At 61.9% G+C, this 18,375-nt stretch carries 15 protein-coding genes; 4 read left to right on the plus strand and 11 right to left on the minus strand.

Annotation, left to right across the window (positions count from 1 at the left end):
* Positions 1-21: 21 nt before the first annotated feature.
* Entirely contained in the window at positions 22-681 is a 660-nt protein-coding gene (locus BLW36_RS01085) for a CPBP family intramembrane glutamic endopeptidase (protein ID WP_091384147.1), read from the plus strand.
* Here BLW36_RS01085 and BLW36_RS01090 read toward each other — a convergent pair.
* The 5 genes from BLW36_RS01090 to BLW36_RS01110 form a co-directional block, all read right to left on the minus strand.
* Positions 613-1,197, minus strand: coding sequence for an exopolysaccharide biosynthesis protein (locus BLW36_RS01090; protein WP_091384148.1), 585 nt, complete (start codon positions 1,195-1,197; stop codon positions 613-615). The genes BLW36_RS01085 and BLW36_RS01090 overlap by 69 nt on opposite strands.
* A gap of 76 nt (positions 1,198-1,273) precedes the next feature.
* Positions 1,274-2,644, minus strand: a complete 1,371-nt coding sequence (locus BLW36_RS01095; RefSeq protein WP_091384150.1) for an MBL fold metallo-hydrolase — start codon at positions 2,642-2,644, stop codon at positions 1,274-1,276.
* A 283-nt stretch (positions 2,645-2,927) separates the two neighbouring features.
* A complete protein-coding gene (locus BLW36_RS01100) occupies positions 2,928-6,089 on the minus strand; it encodes an efflux RND transporter permease subunit (RefSeq protein ID WP_091384153.1) in 3,162 nt (1,053 codons plus the stop codon).
* Between the two features lie 28 nt (positions 6,090-6,117).
* A complete protein-coding gene (locus BLW36_RS01105; RefSeq protein WP_170833079.1) occupies positions 6,118-7,233 on the minus strand; it encodes an efflux RND transporter periplasmic adaptor subunit in 1,116 nt (371 codons plus the stop codon).
* A 190-nt stretch (positions 7,234-7,423) separates the two neighbouring features.
* Positions 7,424-8,068: an NAD-dependent epimerase/dehydratase family protein gene (locus BLW36_RS01110; RefSeq protein ID WP_091384159.1), complete on the minus strand. Its 645-nt coding sequence runs from the start codon at positions 8,066-8,068 to the stop codon at positions 7,424-7,426.
* Positions 8,069-8,221: 153 nt separating this feature from the next.
* Between BLW36_RS01110 and BLW36_RS01115 the strand changes: the two genes are divergently transcribed.
* A complete protein-coding gene (locus tag BLW36_RS01115; protein WP_091384162.1) occupies positions 8,222-9,784 on the plus strand; it encodes a hypothetical protein in 1,563 nt (520 codons plus the stop codon).
* Between the two features lie 31 nt (positions 9,785-9,815).
* On the opposite strand, the gene BLW36_RS01120 is transcribed toward BLW36_RS01115, so the two are convergent.
* The 4 genes from BLW36_RS01120 to BLW36_RS01135 all read right to left on the minus strand — a co-directional run bounded on the left by BLW36_RS01120 (position 9,816) and on the right by BLW36_RS01135 (position 14,670).
* The gene (locus BLW36_RS01120; RefSeq protein WP_091384165.1) at positions 9,816-10,487 is read right to left on the minus strand and encodes a haloacid dehalogenase type II; all 672 of its coding nucleotides are present in this window, start codon (positions 10,485-10,487) and stop codon (positions 9,816-9,818) included.
* A gap of 70 nt (positions 10,488-10,557) precedes the next feature.
* A complete protein-coding gene (locus tag BLW36_RS01125) occupies positions 10,558-12,864 on the minus strand; it encodes a xanthine dehydrogenase family protein molybdopterin-binding subunit (protein ID WP_091384169.1) in 2,307 nt (768 codons plus the stop codon).
* Positions 12,857-13,348, minus strand: a complete 492-nt coding sequence (locus tag BLW36_RS01130; protein WP_091384172.1) for a (2Fe-2S)-binding protein — start codon at positions 13,346-13,348, stop codon at positions 12,857-12,859. Before BLW36_RS01130 ends, BLW36_RS01125 begins: the two co-directional genes overlap by 8 nt.
* Positions 13,349-13,350: 2 nt before the next feature.
* The gene (locus BLW36_RS01135) at positions 13,351-14,670 is read right to left on the minus strand and encodes a cytochrome c (protein ID WP_091384175.1); all 1,320 of its coding nucleotides are present in this window, start codon (positions 14,668-14,670) and stop codon (positions 13,351-13,353) included.
* Positions 14,671-15,281: 611 nt separating this feature from the next.
* On the opposite strand from BLW36_RS01135, the gene BLW36_RS17575 reads away from it, so the two are divergent.
* Positions 15,282-15,410: a hypothetical protein gene (locus BLW36_RS17575; RefSeq protein ID WP_280140336.1), complete on the plus strand. Its 129-nt coding sequence runs from the start codon at positions 15,282-15,284 to the stop codon at positions 15,408-15,410.
* Positions 15,411-15,491: 81 nt separating this feature from the next.
* Here the strand turns inward: BLW36_RS17575 and BLW36_RS01140 are convergent, their stop codons facing one another.
* Both BLW36_RS01140 and BLW36_RS01145 read right to left on the minus strand, forming a co-directional pair.
* Entirely contained in the window at positions 15,492-15,866 is a 375-nt protein-coding gene (locus tag BLW36_RS01140) for a SpoIIAA family protein (protein ID WP_091384180.1), read from the minus strand.
* Between the two features lie 51 nt (positions 15,867-15,917).
* The gene (locus BLW36_RS01145) at positions 15,918-16,232 is read right to left on the minus strand and encodes a cupin domain-containing protein (RefSeq protein ID WP_091384183.1); all 315 of its coding nucleotides are present in this window, start codon (positions 16,230-16,232) and stop codon (positions 15,918-15,920) included.
* A 354-nt stretch (positions 16,233-16,586) separates the two neighbouring features.
* On the opposite strand from BLW36_RS01145, the gene BLW36_RS01150 reads away from it, so the two are divergent.
* On the plus strand, positions 16,587-18,338 hold the full coding sequence (locus BLW36_RS01150) for an amidohydrolase (protein ID WP_091384186.1): 1,752 nt from the start codon (positions 16,587-16,589) through the stop codon (positions 18,336-18,338).
* Positions 18,339-18,375 lie beyond the last annotated feature (37 nt).

Below are 18,375 nucleotides of genomic sequence, written 5' to 3' on the forward strand. Positions count from 1 at the left end.
CAGGCACAAGGAACCATAACGATGACCCACCCCAATGTGGAAAGAGTTAACGCCTTTGTGCTGGTGATGGCGATACAGCTGGTCAGCCTGGCGGTGGCGCTGGCCGGACTGTATTTTCTCGATGTCGAAGTGCTGTTGGTCGGTCACTCCGCGACGCTGGCAATCGCGATCGGCGCCGTCGGCGCGCTGCTCAGCTACGCCGCCGCTGTCGGGCTGACCCGCTCGCCCACGGCCGTCGGGCGCACGTTGCGCCGGCACTGTGCCGAGCTGCACCCCTTCTTCGCCCGTTTCTCCACCCCGCAGATTGTACTGACCGCGTTTGCGGCGGGCGTGTGTGAAGAGTTGCTGTTTCGCGGCCTGCTGCAGCCGTGGCTGTCGGAACTGACTACGCCGCTGTTGGGCTTGCTCGGTGCCTCGCTGTTGTTCGGCTTGCTGCACTACGCGTCTTTCACTTACTTCGCCACCATTCTGCTGGTCGGACTGATATTGGGGATCTGCTACCGCGTCACCGAGAGCCTGCTGTGTGTCATCACCTGGCACGCGGTATACGACCTGCTGGCGATCACGGCGCTGGCGCGCTATCCGCGCGTACTGGGGGTGCCGACGGCGCGTTTAGATCAAAGCCCCGGCAATCAGTCCGAATACAAAACCGGTCACCGCGAGCGCGACCACTGCGAGTAGCCCGTCGTGGGCGACCAGAGCCAGTCCGAACGCCGTCAGGGCCAGGCCGGCGATGGTTGCCGAAAACGGGACTACTTCCATCAGCGGCAGTGCCAGTGCGATGACGGTGCAGATGGTGGCAATCACAAAGGTGCCGCTGCGCCGCACCAGGAACACCAGGCGTGGGCGCAGCCAGCGGTCCACAAAAAGCGCCGGTTTATCGAGCCATTGCAGCGCCCGCTGCAGTTTCTGCTCGGAGATCGAACGCCGCAATATCCACTGCGGCAGCCAGAAGTGTTTGCGGCCCAGCAACAGCTGGATCGTCACCAATAACACCAGCAGCGCCATCGCTGTCGGTACGCCGGGAATGCCGCTCAACGGCGAAAAAAGGATCAGCCCTACCAATAGCAGTAGGGGGGCAAAGGAGCGCAGTCCTACCGCTTGCACCACCATATCCAGCGATACGCGTTCACTGTCGCGGGCGCTGCTGGCGATATGTTCGAGTAGCTGGTGAAGGCTGGTGAGTTCCCGGGGCATATAAGGATCAATCGATAAAACCACACACCATTCTACTGTGCCGCCGTGCGCAGTGCCCAATCCCGCGCATTCAATCCTATTGCGTAACACTGTTACCGGCTGCCTGCCAGGCCCCCATCGAGCCGAGAAAAACATCCACATGCTGAAACCCGGCGCGCCGCAATATCGATGCGGCAATGGTGGCCCGCGCACCGCTGGCACACATGGTCGTGTAGTGCTTTTCCTTCGATAATTGCTCGAGCTGCTGCGGGAGGTGTCCGATATAGATGGTTGTGGCCCCGCTCACGACACCCTCTTCGATCTCGTTCCTGCCACGCACATCCAGCAGGCTCCACTGCTCGCCGTTATCTGCGACTCTTGCCTTGACTTCATCGACGTCGACAACCGGCACGCTATCGAATGGTCGCGCAGCCGCGGCCCAGCCGGGTAGGGCGGGGTCGAGGTAACCGAGCACGTGGTCAAAGCCGATTCGGGCGAGGTGGCGCGCCGCGGCCTCGGCCTGTTCGCTGCTTTCCGCAACGAGCAATAGCTCATCCTGCTCATCGAGAATCCAGCCGGCGAAGGCGGGAATCATATCCTCGGGCAGGGCGATACTGCGAGGCAGGTGCGCACCGAGGTAGGCACTGATGCCGCGTACATCGATCACCACTGCGTTGTCGCAGAGCTGGTCAAACTTTTCCGCACTGAGTGCGGGTGGTGTTAACACGCGGCGAGTCGGTGCTGCGCCTTTCAGGTTGAGCCGTTCCATGGTGCGGAAGTAGGGTGGCTGTTCGTGGTGCTCGGCCACCTTCCTGTCGATGAACTTGTCCCGGTCGCGGATCTGCAGCATGGGATTGTTGTCACGCTCATAGCCGAGCGTGGAAAATTCCCGGTTGGCCATATTGTCCCCGCAGACCGAGCCGGCACCGTGGGCGGGGTAGAGAATGGCCTGGTCTCCCAGTGACAGGATCTTTTCGAGACTGTCGTATAGGCACCCCGCCACTTCCTTCGCCCGATCGGGATAGAAATCCGTGCGCCCGACATCGCCGACAAACATGGCGTCGCCGGTAAAGACCCCCACGGCCTGCTCGCCGAAGTTGTCGTCGTAGATTGCGAAGGACAGGCTGTCGTCGGTATGTCCCGGAGTTTCGAGGACTTTCAGCGTCATCTCACCAAAAGTGAATGTGTCTCCTTCGCGTACCGTGTCTGCGTAGGTCACGTCGCCGGCTGCATTGGGGCCGTGGTGAACCGGGGCGCCGGTAATTTCGGACAGTATCGGCGCGCCGGAAATCAGGTCCTCGTTGCGGTGGGTTTCAAAGATATGGGTAATGCGACAACCGCGCTGCCGGGCCATCTGCGCGTAATCATCGCAGTCCCGTCGCGGGTCGATGACGGCGGCCTCGTTACCGTCGCCAATCAGGTAGGAGAGTTGCGCCAGCCCCGGGGTCTTGATGGATTCGACAAACATGAAACCTCCTCAGGTTTTGCCGCAGCAGCGCGTTTCTACGCGGAAAATCTACGGCCGCTATTCCAATATCATAGCCCCTGAGTGCAGTGCTTCGCCGGTGTCGACGCAGCATGCCTAAACACCGCTGTCGGTGGCGTTTTGCCCGCGACCACCGAGTCGCCGGCCACCGGCATCCTGCACACAGTTGGCAGTGGTGGCAGAGAAAAGAAAGGCGAAAATCGGCAGCAGCACGGCAACGGGTTTAACGATGGCCCTTTACAGCGCGGTGGGCACCAGAGATTCCCTAGACATTGCGTGCCGGGTGGGAGCGGTTCGCCAGCCGCAGGTGCCAGTTCAGTACTAGCACCGTCAGTGCCGGCAGCATGGTCAGCGTCACGATGGTTGCGCCGATAATCCCGCTCATGACGATTACGCCGACGCCACGGTACAGTTCGGTGCCGGCGCCGGGCAGGAATACCAGCGGTGCCAGGCCGCAGATGGTGGTGATCGACGAAATAGCGATCGGGCGCAGACGCGAGCTGACGGCCTCCTGCACCGCCTCCAGCGACGACATGCCTTCCTCGTTCACGTTACTGATCGCGCGGTGCACGATCAGTATCGGGTTATTGACCACCGTGCCCATCAGGATCAGGAAACCGAGCATCGAAATCATATCGAACGGCTGATGGAAGCCTTCCAGCCCCATGCTGCGCATAGTGGCACCGATCATGTTCAGCAGCGCCAGGCCGGCGATGCCGCCGGCAATACCCAGCGGAATGGTGGTCATGATCAGCAGCGGATAGCCCCAGTGGGTGAAGATGGCCACCATCAGCAGATACACGATCAGCAGCGCGACGATATAGTTGCCGCCCAGCGATTCGCGGGTGGCGTCCAGCTGGTCGGCGGCGCCGGAAATATTCAGGCTGACGCCGGCGGGCACCTGGCCGCGGTCTTTCAAATATTGCACCAGCTCGGTTTTCACCCGCTCCACACCGGTTTCCAGCGCGACCGAGCGCGGCGGGATGATGTTCAGCGTTACCGTGCGTCGGCCGTCGACGCGCCGCACCGTACTGGTGTCGACGGTCTCCACCGTCTGCGCCAGTTCCGACAGGGGCAGTACCCGGCCCGCGGGCGTATAGACGAAGATATTCTGCAGTGTCTCTACGGTCGCCGCGGGGCCTTCGCGGTTGTAGAGATACATGTCGATCTTGTCGTCGTCGAGAAAGAATTCGTTGACGAAGGCACCGTCGGTCAGCGCAGACACGGTAAAGCCAATATCCTCGGCACTCATGCCCACTTCTGCAGCCCGGTCCCAGTTGGGGGTCACCTGCAGCAGTGGCTGTGCCAGCGACAGACTGGACGGGCGCGTCTGGATACTGGGGTCGTCGAATATCTGCCCGGCACGCGTATAGGCGGCACGGGCCACCTTGTACAGATCGGCGAGATTGGCTCCGGAGATGTCCAGGTTCACACTGCGGGTGCCGCCGTCATTGCTGCTGATGATGGAACCGCGTGCGGCGAAGGCGCGCATGCCCGGGTAGCTCTCGTACTTGCGTACAATCGCTGCCATCAGCTCGTCGATATGGGCGGGATTCTTGGACTCGGCGATGATGCGCAGGCTCTGCGGCGACACGCGCATATTGACATACTTCATTGCCGGCACTTCCGCCTCGCCAGCTGCAAAGGCCTCGGGTTCGTCGTCGACAAACGGCAGAAAATACTCCTGCAGCTCGCTCGCGATCTCCTCCATGGTGGCCAGGTTGTAGCCGGGCGGCGCGTTCACGGTGGCGAAAGTTTTCGCCTCCTCGCCCTCCGGCAGGTATTCCGCTGGCGGGGTCAGAAACACAATGATGGCGAGGCTGAGGGCGACGGTGACGCCGATGGTATAGAGTCGCCGGACCGGTGTGGCGATCAGCCAGCCGATGCGGTTGAGGACCCCGTTGCGCAGCCGGCTGTGGGAAATGGCCTCCGTTTGCGCGCCGTCGAAATCCAGTCGCGCACTGGCGGTGGGGATGACCGTAATCGCCACCAGCATCGACACCATGATCGAAGCGGAAATGGCGATGGCGATATCGGAATAGAGCTGCCCGGCCTCTTCGGCGATAAACACCACCGGCAGGAACACCATCACCGTGGTCAGCGTCGAGGCGAGTACTGCCGGCCACACCTTCTGCACGCCACTGATGGCGGATTGCAGTTTGTTCAGGCCGCGCCGTCTTTCCAGCTCGATGCTCTCCAGCACTACGATGCTGTTGTCCAGCGTCATGCCGATGGCAAAGGCCACCCCGGCCAGCGAAATAACATTGATCGTGCGCCCGGCGACCAGCAGGCCGATAAACGCGGCAATGGTACAGATGGGAATGCCGGCGACACCGAGTGCGGTCGCGCGCACGGAGCGCAGGAACAGGTACATGATCGCAGTGGCGAGCAGGGCACCGAGCAGCAGGTTCTTCCAGACGTTGAACACCGAGTCCTGCACATAGCCGACGTCGTCCGCAGTCAGCTCCATAATCATGCCCTGTGGCTCGAGCAGCTCGCGGTTGATCTGTTCTACCGCTTGCAGCATGGCCTTCTTGATCGCGATCACATTGGAACCGCTCTCGCGCCTGACCGACAGACTGATTACCGGCCGCCCGTTGACATAGGAATTGCTGCGAATCTTGAAGTGGTCCAGCTTTACTTCCGCCACATCGCCGAGGCGTGTGATGCCGTCGCCGCTACGTTGCAGAATCAGGTCGCGCAGCTCGTCGAGGTCGCGAAAGCGGCCCAGTGTCCGCAACAGGTAGCGGCGTTTACCGCTCTCCACTTCGCCACCGGAAATATCGCGGTTGCGCAACGCGATGGCCGCGCGCACGTCGTCCAGAGTTAGATTGCGTTCGGCCAGGCGCGAGGGGATCAGCCGAATCTGAACCTGCCGCTCGGCGCCGCCGCCCACATCCACCTGGGCCACACCGGGGACGCCCGACATGCGCGGGCGTACATTGTCCTCGACAAAATCCCGCATCATGTCCATATCCAGATTGCGCGGATTGCCGGGCAGCGGCGAGATCCGGAAATACATAAAGGCGTTGGCGGAGAAGGACGTCGCATAGACGCGCGGCTCGTCCACATTCACCGGGTAGGAGGGCACCTGGGTCAGGGCGTTATTGACGCGGATCAGCGCCTCGGTAATATCCACGCCGAACGGAAACTCCAGTTCAATTTCCGCCGAGCCCAGGTCGGCAGAGGACTGCAGTTCCTGCAGGTAGGGGATATTGCGCAGGTATTCTTCCTGCTCGATCAGGATTTCCTTTTCGATATCCTGTGGCGTGGCGCCGGGCCAGCGGGTCTGGATCGAAATCGTGCGCACTTCCAGGTCCGGAATCATCTGTACCGGGATTCGCAGCGCCGCCACTACGCCGAGCACGGCGACAATCAGCACGCTGACGGTTACCAGAATGCCGTTGCGGACTATGTGCTCAAACATGCGGGAAGCCCCCGTTCTGGAAGCGCATTCAGCTTGCCTGCCGCAGTATCACTGTCTGGCCTTCCTGCAGGCTTTCGTTGCCACGCGTGACTACCACCTGCCCCTCCTTCAGTCCGGAACGGATCTCAATCAGGCCGGCGAAGCCGAGGCCGATACTCACCTGCTGCTCGCGTACCCGCGCCGCTTTCCCCCAGCCATTAAATTTCTCCGCCACCCAGACCGTAATGCGCCCGTCCGGGTAGCGCAGCACGGCGTCGCGGGGAATGGCGACGCTGCGACGCCCGGAGCCGAGCAACAGCGTGGCCGATACCGACATGCCGGGAATCAGTTCCGGCGTACTGTCAGTGGCTATTTCGGTGCGCAGCATGAAAGTGCGCGCTCCACTGCTGCTGAGTGGTACCTTGTGCTGCACGCTGGCCTTGTAGGTGTGGTCGCTGTCGGTATCGAAGCGCACTTCCAGCGGTGTCTTGGGGTCGATGCGGGCGTAGACCCGTTGCGGCACCTGGAAATCTGCGCGCAGTCCGTCGGCGCTGACCAGTTCGAACAGGTTCACGCCCGGTTCCACCCACTCCCCCAGCTCGGCAAAGCGCTGGCTGATGGCGCCATCGAAAGGCGCACTGATTTTGTGGCGCCGCAGCAGGGCCTCCTGGTGCTTGGCTTCAATCTGTGCGCGGCGCAGTTCGGCATTGCGGATGCGCACCTGTGAAGCCAGTGCTTCCACCTCGGTCTCGGCGATATGGTTGTCACCGATCAGCCGCTGTGCCTCGCCCAGGCGGCGCCGGCTTTCCGCCAGTGCCTCGCGGCTGCGCTCCACTTCGGCGAGGGCGGCATCGCGGGCGATGACGTTCAGCTCCGGATCCAGCTCCAGCAGTGGCTGGCCCTTCTTTACGCGGTTGCCGACGTCGACGTGGATCTCACTGACGAGTCCGTCCACCTCGGCCGATAGCATCGCTTGTCGCGACGGCGTCAGGGTGCCGGTAACCGGTACCGGCTCCACAATCGCCTGCTGCCTGGCGGTTACCGCCTCGACGGTAATGGCATCCCCTTTGTCGTCCTGCGCCGAGACAAAAGGAACGGCGGTCAGTGCCGACAGGCTCACGGCAAGGGTCAGCGGGGAGAACAACTTCGCAATAGTGCACTGCATAGCGTAAAGCGCTTCCATGTGTTCGCGAAATAGAGCATTGAGCATACATAGCCGGTTGTCGCAAGGAAACCGCGGACGAGCAGCTGCCAGGCGTGGCTACAGTGACAATTTTACGAGTGGGGGCGCCGAATGGATCTATCGCGGGACCAGGGCGACTCTGTTGTGTCTGTTGAATTTGGCGCTAGGGAATTTAGTCGAACAGTTCGTCGAGAGTGAATATCTCCACGGCGGGCCCCGGCGTATTGCTGACTCGCACCATCTTGGCGGCCACCTGTGCGCCGCGGATCGGCCGGTAGCGGCGCAGGCCGGGCAGGGTGCAGATCAACGGCAGCAGCCAGCTGCCGAGCTTTTCCGCCGGGCGAAACTCCCGACGGTCACCGAGTAACAGCGACGGGCGGAAAATACTGATGCGCGCAAAGGGCAGGCGCATCACCGCCTGTTCCAGCTCGCCTTTCATGCGCAGGTAGGCGTTGTTGCTATTCGGGTTGGCGCCGCTCGACGAGACCAACAGGTAGTGGGCGACGCCGGCCTCGGCGGCCAGTCTGGCCGCATGGAGCTGATAGTCCACATCGACCGTGCGCTGTGCGTCCAGCGAACCGGCCTGGCTGCGTGTGGTGCCGAGGCAGGAGAACAGCAAATCCGCGCGGAAAAGTCGGGCAGACTCGTCCAGTCGCGCGAAGTCCAGCACTTCATTGCGCACTTTGGCCGACGGGTGGGGCGCGGCTCTTCGCGTCAGGGAAATTATCTCGCCAATGTGATCGGCGTCGACGAGCTGGTCGATGAGCTGGCGCCCGATGAGTCCGGTTGCGCCGATGATCAGTGCTCTTTTTGTCATACTTTGTTTGCGAACAGTTCTGCAGAATGTTTTTTTTGACGGTGGATAGTGTCACCACTGATTACCGCACGCCGCCTATGACGTTAAATCCAACTCCGGGGAGTCTACTCTTACTCTGTGGTTGAGCGGTAGAGATACCATGGAGTAAACCGGATGGACTCGTTCAAGGCAGTACTTCGGGTATGTGCGGCGGCACTGATCGTTCAACAGGGCGCCTTGGCCTCGCCTTACCTTGCCGAGAAACCCTGGATAATGCCGTTCGACGTCAACCAGCGTTTCCGCCCCCAGAACCCGCACCAAACTCCCCCGGAAGATCCTTCACAGCGCGATATTTACGAATTCGCCTGGCAATCCTTTATCGCCCTGAACTGGCCGTACAAGGTCGGCGGTGTGCGCGGCCAGCCGGACCCCAAGGTGCCGCTGGCACCGATCGCCAACACCACCAATCCGGACAAGGTTGTCGTTTGGGAAACCTACATGTCTCCCGAAACCGTCTTCGTACACCCGCAGGATTGGCCGGTGGTGTGGGGGCAGCCGGACTTTTCCGGCTTGCTGAGAGTGAGCAAGCCACCCTGTTACGTCGGCGGTTACCAGTACGGCCAACCCTTCGCGCCGGGCATCAATCAGCCCTATACGAATGCCAATGTGCCGACCGGACCGGTGGTGGATCAGAACAAGGAGTACCTGCGGGTGGAGGTCACCCTGAGCCAGCCGTATTTCAACTACATCAAGCAGTTCGGATACTACGACGCGGATACCCAGACGAGTGCGGTGAAGAAATATATTCAGTTCGCCAATGACACCGGAGACGCGCCGCCACCGGCCATCAAGCCGTCGGACGACGCCAGCCGTTTCCAGCCGCTACCGACCGGGCTGGAGTTCTATCTCGACGGCCTGCCGAAATACGCCCTGCAGGGCATGACCGAGGTCAAGGCCGCCTGGAAAGTATTGAAGACCGAAGGTGAGGGCGCGGATATTCCTGGCCGCTATTTCCGCCGCATGATGCAGTTTCCGCAACCGGACGGCTCCCTGAGTGAGCCGATGCTGATGGGGCTGGTGGGCTTCCATATTCATCGGGTGACACCGTTCGGCCACCTGCCGTCGACGTTCGAGCATGTCGACAATGTGCGTGTGCGCAAGCGGCGGTTCGATCCGCTGCCGGTGCCGAAACACCCGGCGCTGAATCCCGGCCGTGGAAACGGTCGTCCGGTCCGCTACGCCAACGGGTACGAAGTAAACGGCGAGAGCGGTGTCGCCGGGGTCATACCCCTGCCGTATAAACAGGGTGACTCACTGATTCCGATCGATGAGCGCGAACAGGTCAACGTATCGCGGGTCACGCCGATTCCGCGGGATGTGCAGCGGGTGAACTACAAATACCAGAGGCTGTTGAAAGACAGTGTCTGGTCCTACTACCAGTTGATCGGCACCCAGAACAAGAACCTGGAAACCCCCAACCGGCATCTGGGCCCGGGTATCCCGGGGCCGCAGCGCTCAAACGTGCAGAACCTCGTCAACACAACCCTGGAGACCTATACCCAAAAGGGCTTCAGTTGTGCCCGCTGCCACCTGAATGCGTTCCCCCAAGGGGTTAGCAGCTTCCCGCCCTATGAAAAGCGTTTCGAAGACCTGCACGTGATGAGCTTCCTGCTGCTGAACGCCAAGCCGGGCAGCCAGCCGCCGGGCAAGTTCGAGTGCCTGAAGCCAGGTTACTGACGCGATGGGGCAGGGCAGCGGTAGGCGACAGTCAGCCGGCTTCCAGCGCCACCCGGACTGCCTCTTGCAGGTCGTCGACACAGGCCCGGGGTTCGCGCATCAACGGGTGGTAGAGCGCGTCCTGGCGCCGCACCCAGATGGCCTGCAGGCCGGCTTCCAGCGCGCCATTGGTGTCCCAGGCGTGGGCGGCGATCAGCGTCGCCTCAGCGGGGGACGTGCCCGCCTTGCCGGCCGCCTGGCGGTAGACTTCTGGCCGGGGCTTCCAGACCCCGAACTCCTCGATAGAGATAATCCCGTCCACCAGGGATTCCAGTCCCGCCTGTTGCACCAGTGATTCGGTGTTCTGTTGCGAGCCGTTGGTTAGCAGGAACGACCGCTGCCCGCCCGCGCGGGCCCGCTCGAGGGCAGGGCGCACATCCGGGTGGGCGGGGAGCTCGCCGAATTGTTGCAGGATGGTGTCGATCTCATCCTCGCCGGCTTCGGCCCCCGCGTTGGCGAGGACCACTGCCAGTGTGGCCCGGGCGATCTCCGGGAAAGGCCGGAAGCTGCCCGCGGCCGACAGGGCAAAGGCGTCGCGCAACAATTGCGCAAAGAATACCGCGGCTGTCTGTTCCGGCAGGTCGAGAGCGGTAAATCGCTGACGCAGCGGCGCCAGGGAGAAAAGGGTTTCGATCACATCGAAAAAAATTACCCGGCTCGTCATACCCTGTCCTTATCCGATGAGGGCGATAACCGCCTTTGCATGGGGACGGCCAGCGGCCCTCGTTTGTGGTCTAGGCCTTTTGGTTGCGCTGCAGCTCCGCCCGTATCGCCTCGGGGCGGATGGGAATCTCCCGCATGCGCACACCCACCGCGGCAAAGATCGCATTGGCGATGGCGGGCCCCACCACCGTGGTGGCCGGCTCGCCTAGGCCCACGGCGGTCTCGGTGCTGTCGACAAACTCCATGTCGATGTCGGGCACGTCGCGCATCCGCAGCGGCGTGTAGGTATTCAGGTTGGTATCCACCACGTTGCCGTTGCGCAGCGTGGTGCCCTCATGCAGCGCCATGCTCAATCCCCACAGCGCCGCCCCCTCGACCTGGGCGCGGGCGCCATCCGGGTGCACGATGGTGCCGGCGTCGGTGACCACGAAGAGTTTTTCCACGGTCGGCCGGCCGCTGTCGCGATCCACTCGCACCCTGGCGACGCACGCGGTCCAGGTGGGCATGTTGCGTTCCTGGCCATAGCTGGTTGCGACGCCGAGGGCCGTGTCCGCCGGTAGCTCGCCGCCCCAGCCGGAGAGTTCACGCACGCGGCGCAACACGTTGGCCTGGCGCGAGGCGCCGCCGACCGAATTGGGGGCGCTGCCGGCGTTTATGCCCTGTGCTTTCAGCCGGCGCAGGCGGAATTCGATCGGATCCTCGCCCGCCTTGTGGGCGGCCTCGTCCATGGCGCTCTCCAGGGCCCAGTTGACCCAGCCGGAGCCCACGGAGCGCAGCCAACCCGGGCGGAAGGTATCGTTGGCCAGGTCGTTGGAGATGGCCCGCACGCGGTGGCCGTCCATCGTGTACCAGTGCAGGGCGCCCTGGATGGAGAAGGGGTCGTATTTGCCGTTGATGCCATCGGCCATAAAGCCGGGCGCCATCACCTGCGTGGGCCAGCCGGCGGTGGCGTGGTGTTCCATCGCGGTGATCTTGCCGTCGCCATCGAAGGCCATGCGGATTTTCTGCACCGACGGCGAGCGGATGGAATCGAACAGCGCATCGTCTTCGCGGGTGAGGACCATTTTCACCGGGCGACCCACTGCCTTGGCCGCCAGCGCCGCCGGCACTGCATAGTCCCCGTTCAGGCGCCGGCCGAAGCCGCCGCCGAGCAGGTAGGTGCGCATGACGATACGGTCCTCGGGCACCTGCAGGGCCTTTGCCAGCACCGGGATGATCAGTGACTGCCACTGGTTGCCGGTGTGGATTTCCCAGCGGCCGTCTTTCTCCAGGGCGAGGGCATTGACCGGCTCCAGCTGGAAATGCAGTACGCCGTGGGTGATGTATTCGCTCTCCAGGATCTCGGCGGCGTCGCTGAAGGCTTGATCGACTTCCCCTGCGTCCCGGACCAGCACGCCCTGGTCGGCAGCGTCGATCAGCTTGCGGCCGTGGTCCAGTACGGCCTGCTCGTGCACGCCGGTGGTCTTGCCCGGCGACCATTTCACGGCGACGCGCTCGACCGCCTGGTTGGCGGCATGAAAGCTGTCGGCAATCACCATTGCCCAGCCCGGCACGGTGCCGGACGGGTCCTCCAGCGTAATCGTCTGGCGATAGCCGGGGATTTCCCGCGCCGCGCTATCGTCGATGCTGCTGACGGCCGAGCCGTAGCGGGTGGGCGGCATGATGGGGCGGCCGTACACCATGCCGTCCACTCTCGCGTCCAGGCCGTACAGGGTGCTGCCGTCGACCTTGCCGGGAATGTCGAGCGCGCGGGTCTGCCCGCCGATGATGCGCCGCTCGGAGGGCGGCTTGATGGGCATCTGTTTCAGTTCCTCATCGGTAAAGCTGCGGCTGATGCCGCCGCCGCGGACAAGGTCGGCGTAACTGATCGATCGATTCCCGGCGATGACCCTGCCGGCGCGCGCGCGGCACTGTTCCGGTTTCACGCCGAGTTCTTTTGCGCCGGCCTCGATCAGCACACTGCGCCCGGCGGCCCCCGCGCGACTCAGTTGGTCGAAGCTCTGCCACACCGACCAGCTGCCACCGGTGACCATGTAACCCCACTTCGGGTCGCTATCCACGTAGCGCAGCTCGACCTGGTCCCAGTCGGCCTCCAGCTCGTCCGCCACGATTCGCGCCAGCGCCGTGCCGATGTGCTGGCCCATTTCCGCCTTGGCGATGTTGACCACCACCCGGCCATCGGGCTCGATCCAGTACCAGACGGTGGGGTCGAAGGCCCCCTCGGCAACGGCCTTGTCCGGGTTGGCCAGGCTGAGCGGCGAGCGCGCAAAGGCCAGCGTGAGGGCGGCGCCCGCCATGCCGACGATGAAGCCGCGCCGGCCCGGAGAGGCCAGCTCGTCGGCGCCGGCGGAATTTTTTCCGGTCAGGTACTTAAGCATGGTCGGCCTCCTGTGGGCGCGCGGATCCGGCCTGCATCCGCCGCGCCGCCATCCGGATCGCCTCGCGGATACGCACGTAGGCCATGCAGCGACACAGGTTGCCGCTCATCACCTGGTTGATCTGCTCATCGGTGGGGGCGGGAAAGTCCCGCAGCATGGCGGCGGCCTGCATGATCTGGCCCGGCTGGCAGTAGCCGCACTGGGGCGTCTGCGCCTCGACCCAGGTTTCCAGCAGGGGGTGCCCTTTTTCCGCCAGCCCCTCGATGGTGGTGACCACTGAATTGGCCACGTCCTTTACCGGGGTGATGCAGGAGCGCGTGGCGCGGCCATTCACGTGCACGGTGCAGGCGCCGCACAGGCCGATGCCACAGCCGAATTTGGTGCCGGTATAACCGAGGTCGTCGCGGATCACCCAGAGCAGGGGGGTATCGTCGGGTACGTCCACAGTGACGGGTCTGGCGTTGATCTTGAATTCCGTGGGCATGGCTATTCTCCCGCCTTTCCTGTGGCGCTGTGCTGTGACTGCCGGTGCAACTCGCGCAGTTCCCCGATCCGCTGCTGCAGGTTTTTCCACGGCGGCAGGTTTGAGCGCCGGCGCAGGAAATCCGCGAGTTCCACCAGGTTCTCGTCGCTGAGTGTGGAGAACCCCGGCATCACCAGGATGGGGGTGCCAGCGCCGGTACCGACGCCCTCGATGACCACCCGCAGCAGGTTGGTGGGATCATCGGCGGTTACCGCGCTGTTCAGGCTCAGCTCTGCCCGCGCCGCCAACGGATGCTGGGGGTCGTTGTAATGGCAGGAGGCACAGGCGGAGACATACAGCGCTTCCCCCGCGCCGTGCTCCGAGTGCGCGCGCTGCTGGGCTGCGGTGATTGTCTCGGCGGCTAGTTGCCGGGGATTGCCGGTGTTCCGACGGTCGGCGGAAAGCGACTCCATGTAGCTGGCCAGGGCGCGGATGTCGCTGTCCGGGGCCTGCCTCAGGCCGCGGTGCACTACCTCGCCCATGGAGCCGACGGCGACACCGTGGTAGTTGGATGTCCCCGAACGCAGGTACTGATAGAGGGAGTCCGTATCCCAGTGCACCGGCACCGGCTGGCTCTCGTCCAGCGCTGTCGCGTACCAGTTGTCGACCAGTGCGCCGGCATAGGCCCGGTTCTTTTTCTCTGCCTGCATGAAGTTGCGGGGGGTGTGGCAGGCGCTGCAATGCCCCAGCCCCTTGGCCAGGTAGGCGCCGCGGTTCCATTGCTCGCTCCGGCCCGGGTCCGGCTGCCACGGGTCCGGATCGAAAAACAACAGCTTCCAGCCCCACTGCAGGAAACGCAGGTTGAATGGAAAGGACAGGTTGTTCGATGGCGGTGTGTGGGCGACGGGCTCCCGCGTCATGAAATACGCGTAAAGCGCGTCCAAGTCCTCGTCGGTGATGTTCTTGTAGTGGGTGTAGGGGAAGGCGGGATACAAGTGTGCGCCTTCGCGCGAAACACCTTCCCGCATCGCGCGGACAAAGGCCTCGCGCGGCCAGCGGCCAATTCCGTCCTCCGGGTGCGGTGAGATATTGGTGGAATAGAGGCTGCCGAATGGAGATGGGAATTCAACGCCACCGGCATAGGGCTTGTCCGCGGTGATGGTGTGGCAGGTTTCGCAGTTGCCGATGCCTGCCAGCACCTTGCCCCGTTCAACCAGCTCGGGACTGAAGCTGTGCCGCTTGGCCAGGTCTGCAGCCGGGATTGAAGGTTGCCACACCGCCAGTGCTAGAACGACGGCAAGGATGACGAGCAGTGCGATGGCAAGGTACCAGCCTTTACTCATGGCCGCTTCTCCACTGATAGGGGAACTGATGATTTCGCGACATGTTGTGATTGAGTTTCGTGTCGCTCCGCTTGCAGCTCGCATGGACGTTGGCAAGCAGCACCGGCCGCAGGGCCTCCAGGACCGTGGCCCGGAATACCGGCCTGCGCCAGCGCCCACGTCATCTTTATAGCAGCGGACAGAGACCTGTCGGGCGCCGCCGTTGGCCTGCGTGGATATTTGGCGGGAGTATTTCCGTCACTGTGTCTGCTGTCGCTGTTAACCCTTCTCGGCAAGAAGGACGAATCGGGCGAATTCAGCTTCCTGTGCGCCTAGCTGATTGTGTCATTGGCAGAGCCGAATATCGGCGAGCGATCGACCAGCCCGTAACCGCGTTTCAAAAAAGGTCCGGAGTACCCGGTACGCGCTGTGGTTTCCACAGACGGCCGGGCTCACTTAGGTTGCGATGGAGGGAGATGGAGGGAAGTACAACCCAAATCGCAGTAGAGCAGGGTAGCATTAACTGTAACGCCGAAATTGACAGCAGCTATCTTGCTCAGAGAAAAAATTCATTTAACCCGCACAGTACCCCTCGTTACTCTGGGGACCTGAAAAATAATCAGGAGGTGATTATGAGCAAGGTGATGTCGATTGTTATCCGCTCCACGGGTACTCGCCAAACGCAGCAGCCGGCGGAGTGCAATTACGCCGACAACTACTACGGCGATCAGGTGTGCGTGGTACGGCGCAAAGCCCGGTGAGCGTTTAGTCGCAGGGGCAGGGTCCGCAGCACACGGCAAGGTTTCTCCTGGCGGAGCGCTGCGGGTTCGAAGGTTCCCGTTTCAGGCGGAGTCGCTGGCGAGCCAGATCTCGGCCTCTTGCTTCTGATCGTGGCCAAAGGCCTTGATATGCAGGCCCGGAATCAGCGCACCTTCCAGTTCACTGATTTTCCCGATCCATGCCTTGTCGGTCAGCACAGCGGCCTTACGGAATTGCCGGATAAAATGCAGCATCGATGGCAGGCGCGAGAACTCTACGGCGATAGCCGCGAGGGAGGGCAGCTGGTATTCGATCACGTCAAACAGCATTTGCCCGTCTTCAATGCCATCGGCTTTTTCCGCCAGCTCGTCCAGGGCCCGCTTCATATCGTCGGAATCCAGCTTGCCGCTCATTGAAATATCAAGGCGGTTTTCGCCGGTCCTTTCCACGGTAAACATATCTTCTCCTTGCGTATTCTGTTCGGGCGTTTTCTTTCGCGCTGACAGAGGCTAACGATAGAAAACTGCCAGCCATAATGTCATTTTATCGGGCTCTGTCCAACTCACCCTGTGCCTGGCGTGGGCCGGGATATTGATATAGTCACCTTTGTCCAGGGTGATTTCGCGCCCGTCCTCAAACTGAATCGTTCCCGCGCCCTCGAGCACGATGACCCACTCATGTTCGTCCTGGTCATACCATCCCGATTCGGGAGAGTTCTGCCCATGGGAAACGATACGCTCTATCCGCACGTTCTCCGTGCGAATCAAGTCGAAAAAGTGTTCCGTGGTGTGATCGTCGGGGAGGTTCGAATAAATGCTTTCCACAATTTTAATTCGCGTTAACTGTTAAGCAGGATTTTCGGTGTTCGGCCGTTCGCGTTGGCCGTTGACTGCCAGTGCACCGGCAGCATGCTGATGCGCAACCTATCGGCACCCGCGACAGCCCAGAGTATATACGGAAGGGGCAAATCGCGGGTTTTACCTGAGAGTGACAACAGGGTGGTAGCAGGCAGTCGCGCGGTGCAGTTCGGCGATTCCGTGACTAGACTCAGGTAAGCGATAGTTTTGACGCCATTGCCCCGCGCTGCTGCCTCCCGATCCGGTGGCTGCGGCGCGGTGCATTGTTCAAGTCTGGGGAACAACCTCGTTGACAGCTGTTCCCCGCACAGGAGTTCCCGGATGAAGTCACTGATTTCTGCAGCCATGATCTTCACCGTAATGATGGCGGTGCTGCTGCCGATGCGACTGTCGGCGGCGGACCCCAAGGCTGGTAACGGCAATGCCGACTATGTGTTCACCAATGCCAAGGTCTACACGGTGAACAAGGAGGCACCCTGGGCCGAGGCCATCGCCATCAAGGGCAACAAGATCGTCTATGTCGGCGATGCCGAAGGGGTCAAATCACAGGTCGGCAAGGGCACCAAAGTCGTGGACCTCAAGGGCAAGATGGTGTTGCCCGGCTTTGTCGAAGGCCATTTCCATAGCATCGTCGGTGCCATGATTGCAAAGGGACTCGACTTGCAGACAGATGACAAGCAGGAGCTGTTTGACCGAATCCGCAAGTATGCAAAGGAAAATCCGGACCTTGACGTAATCGTCGGTTACGGAGTGCGCTTCAACGTATTTCCAGACCAGCTGCCGACGGCGGCGATGCTCGACGAGATCGAGTCGGAGCGTCCGATCTACTTTTTTGGGATCGACGGTCATACCGCTTGGGTAAACTCCAAGGCGTTGGAAATGGCCGGGATCAACAAGGATACTCCGGACACTGCCCCTGGTTTCTCCTATTTTGTGCGCGACGACGATAACAACCCAACCGGCTGGATTGTGGAGTGGCCGGCTGAGCTACAGGTGCTGGGTAGCCTGGTCGATTTCAACGTCGAATATGTCAAGGATGGCGTCAAGGAATGGCTGCCGCGCTTCTCGGCTGCCGGCATCACCGCGGTCCACGATTACGGTGTCCTCGGGATTCCGGCGGAAGAGGCCTTTCAATTTTTCACCGACATGGCCGCGCAAGGTAAGCTGCCGATCCGCATCCAGGGTTCCTATTACTGGAACGATCCGAAGACGGATCCGATCCCGCCGCTGAAGAAGCTGATGAAGCAGTTCGATACCGAACTGGTCAGCGTCAAATCACTGAAGGTCAATCTCGATGGCGGTGACGACAAGTGGAATGCGCTCTACACCCATCCCTACACCGATAAGCCAGACCTCAAGGTAGAACCCATCATTCCCTACGATATCGTCAATGCAACGGTAGAGCGGGCGGACAAAGAGCGTATCAACGTGACCTGCCACTGCTTTGGCGATCTCGCGGTGCGCAAATTTCTGGATGCGGTCGAGATGGCGAAGAAAAAGAACCCGCAATGGGACCGGCGCCCGGTGGCCAGCCATGCCACGATGGTTGACGAGGCAGATATCCCGCGCTTCGCCGAACTGGGGGCCACCTATGACACTACCGGTTTCTGGATGAGCCTCGATCCGCTGCTGCAAACGGTGTCTACGACGCGCCTCGGCCCCGAGCGTGTCCAGGCGATGTTTCCGATGAAGAAGATTGCCGAGGCCGGCGGCAATGTGTCACTTGGATCGGATTGGCCGACAGGCGCCTACGTCTCGGATTACCGGCCGCTGCTGTCTATTCGGGTCGCGGTGACCCGCCAGCTTCCCGGTCGCGATGATGTGCCCCCGCTCGGCGGCAAAGAGGCCCGCGTTCCGCTGGATCTGGCGCTGTATGCCCAGACTTTAGGTGCGGCCTACGGTATGGCCCTGGACGACAAGATCGGTTCACTGGAAGTCGGCAAGCTGGCGGACCTGGTGGTGCTGGATAAGAACCTGTTCGATATCAATCCGCACGACATTCACAAGGCCAAGGTTCTGCTCACCATCATGAATGGCAAGGTGGTGCACGACGAGTTGAAACTGGAGAAGTGATTTTTTGCACAGGGGCGGCGCCGCATCTGTCGAGGAT

The sequence above is a fragment of the Microbulbifer marinus genome (assembly GCF_900107725.1).
Lineage (GTDB): Bacteria > Pseudomonadota > Gammaproteobacteria > Pseudomonadales > Cellvibrionaceae > Microbulbifer > Microbulbifer marinus.

What these genes read in the sequence shown, in the direction of transcription:
- BLW36_RS01125 (WP_091384169.1), bottom strand. Translation starts at nt 12,864, where the DNA reads ATGCTTAAGTACCTGACCGGAAAAAATTCCGCCGGCGCCGACGAGCTG.
- BLW36_RS01140 (WP_091384180.1), bottom strand. Translation starts at nt 15,866, where the DNA reads ATGTTTACCGTGGAAAGGACCGGCGAAAACCGCCTTGATATTTCAATG.
- BLW36_RS01110 (WP_091384159.1), bottom strand. Translation starts at nt 8,068, where the DNA reads ATGACAAAAAGAGCACTGATCATCGGCGCAACCGGACTCATCGGGCGC.
- BLW36_RS01120 (WP_091384165.1), bottom strand. Translation starts at nt 10,487, where the DNA reads ATGACGAGCCGGGTAATTTTTTTCGATGTGATCGAAACCCTTTTCTCC.
- BLW36_RS01115 (WP_091384162.1), top strand. Translation starts at nt 8,222, where the DNA reads ATGGACTCGTTCAAGGCAGTACTTCGGGTATGTGCGGCGGCACTGATC.
- BLW36_RS01105 (WP_170833079.1), bottom strand. Translation starts at nt 7,233, where the DNA reads ATGCAGTGCACTATTGCGAAGTTGTTCTCCCCGCTGACCCTTGCCGTG.
- BLW36_RS01100 (WP_091384153.1), bottom strand. Translation starts at nt 6,089, where the DNA reads ATGTTTGAGCACATAGTCCGCAACGGCATTCTGGTAACCGTCAGCGTG.
- BLW36_RS17575 (WP_280140336.1), top strand. Translation starts at nt 15,282, where the DNA reads ATGAGCAAGGTGATGTCGATTGTTATCCGCTCCACGGGTACTCGCCAA.
- BLW36_RS01135 (WP_091384175.1), bottom strand. Translation starts at nt 14,670, where the DNA reads ATGAGTAAAGGCTGGTACCTTGCCATCGCACTGCTCGTCATCCTTGCC.
- BLW36_RS01130 (WP_091384172.1), bottom strand. Translation starts at nt 13,348, where the DNA reads ATGCCCACGGAATTCAAGATCAACGCCAGACCCGTCACTGTGGACGTA.
- BLW36_RS01095 (WP_091384150.1), bottom strand. Translation starts at nt 2,644, where the DNA reads ATGTTTGTCGAATCCATCAAGACCCCGGGGCTGGCGCAACTCTCCTAC.
- BLW36_RS01090 (WP_091384148.1), bottom strand. Translation starts at nt 1,197, where the DNA reads ATGCCCCGGGAACTCACCAGCCTTCACCAGCTACTCGAACATATCGCC.
- BLW36_RS01085 (WP_091384147.1), top strand. Translation starts at nt 22, where the DNA reads ATGACCCACCCCAATGTGGAAAGAGTTAACGCCTTTGTGCTGGTGATG.
- BLW36_RS01150 (WP_091384186.1), top strand. Translation starts at nt 16,587, where the DNA reads ATGAAGTCACTGATTTCTGCAGCCATGATCTTCACCGTAATGATGGCG.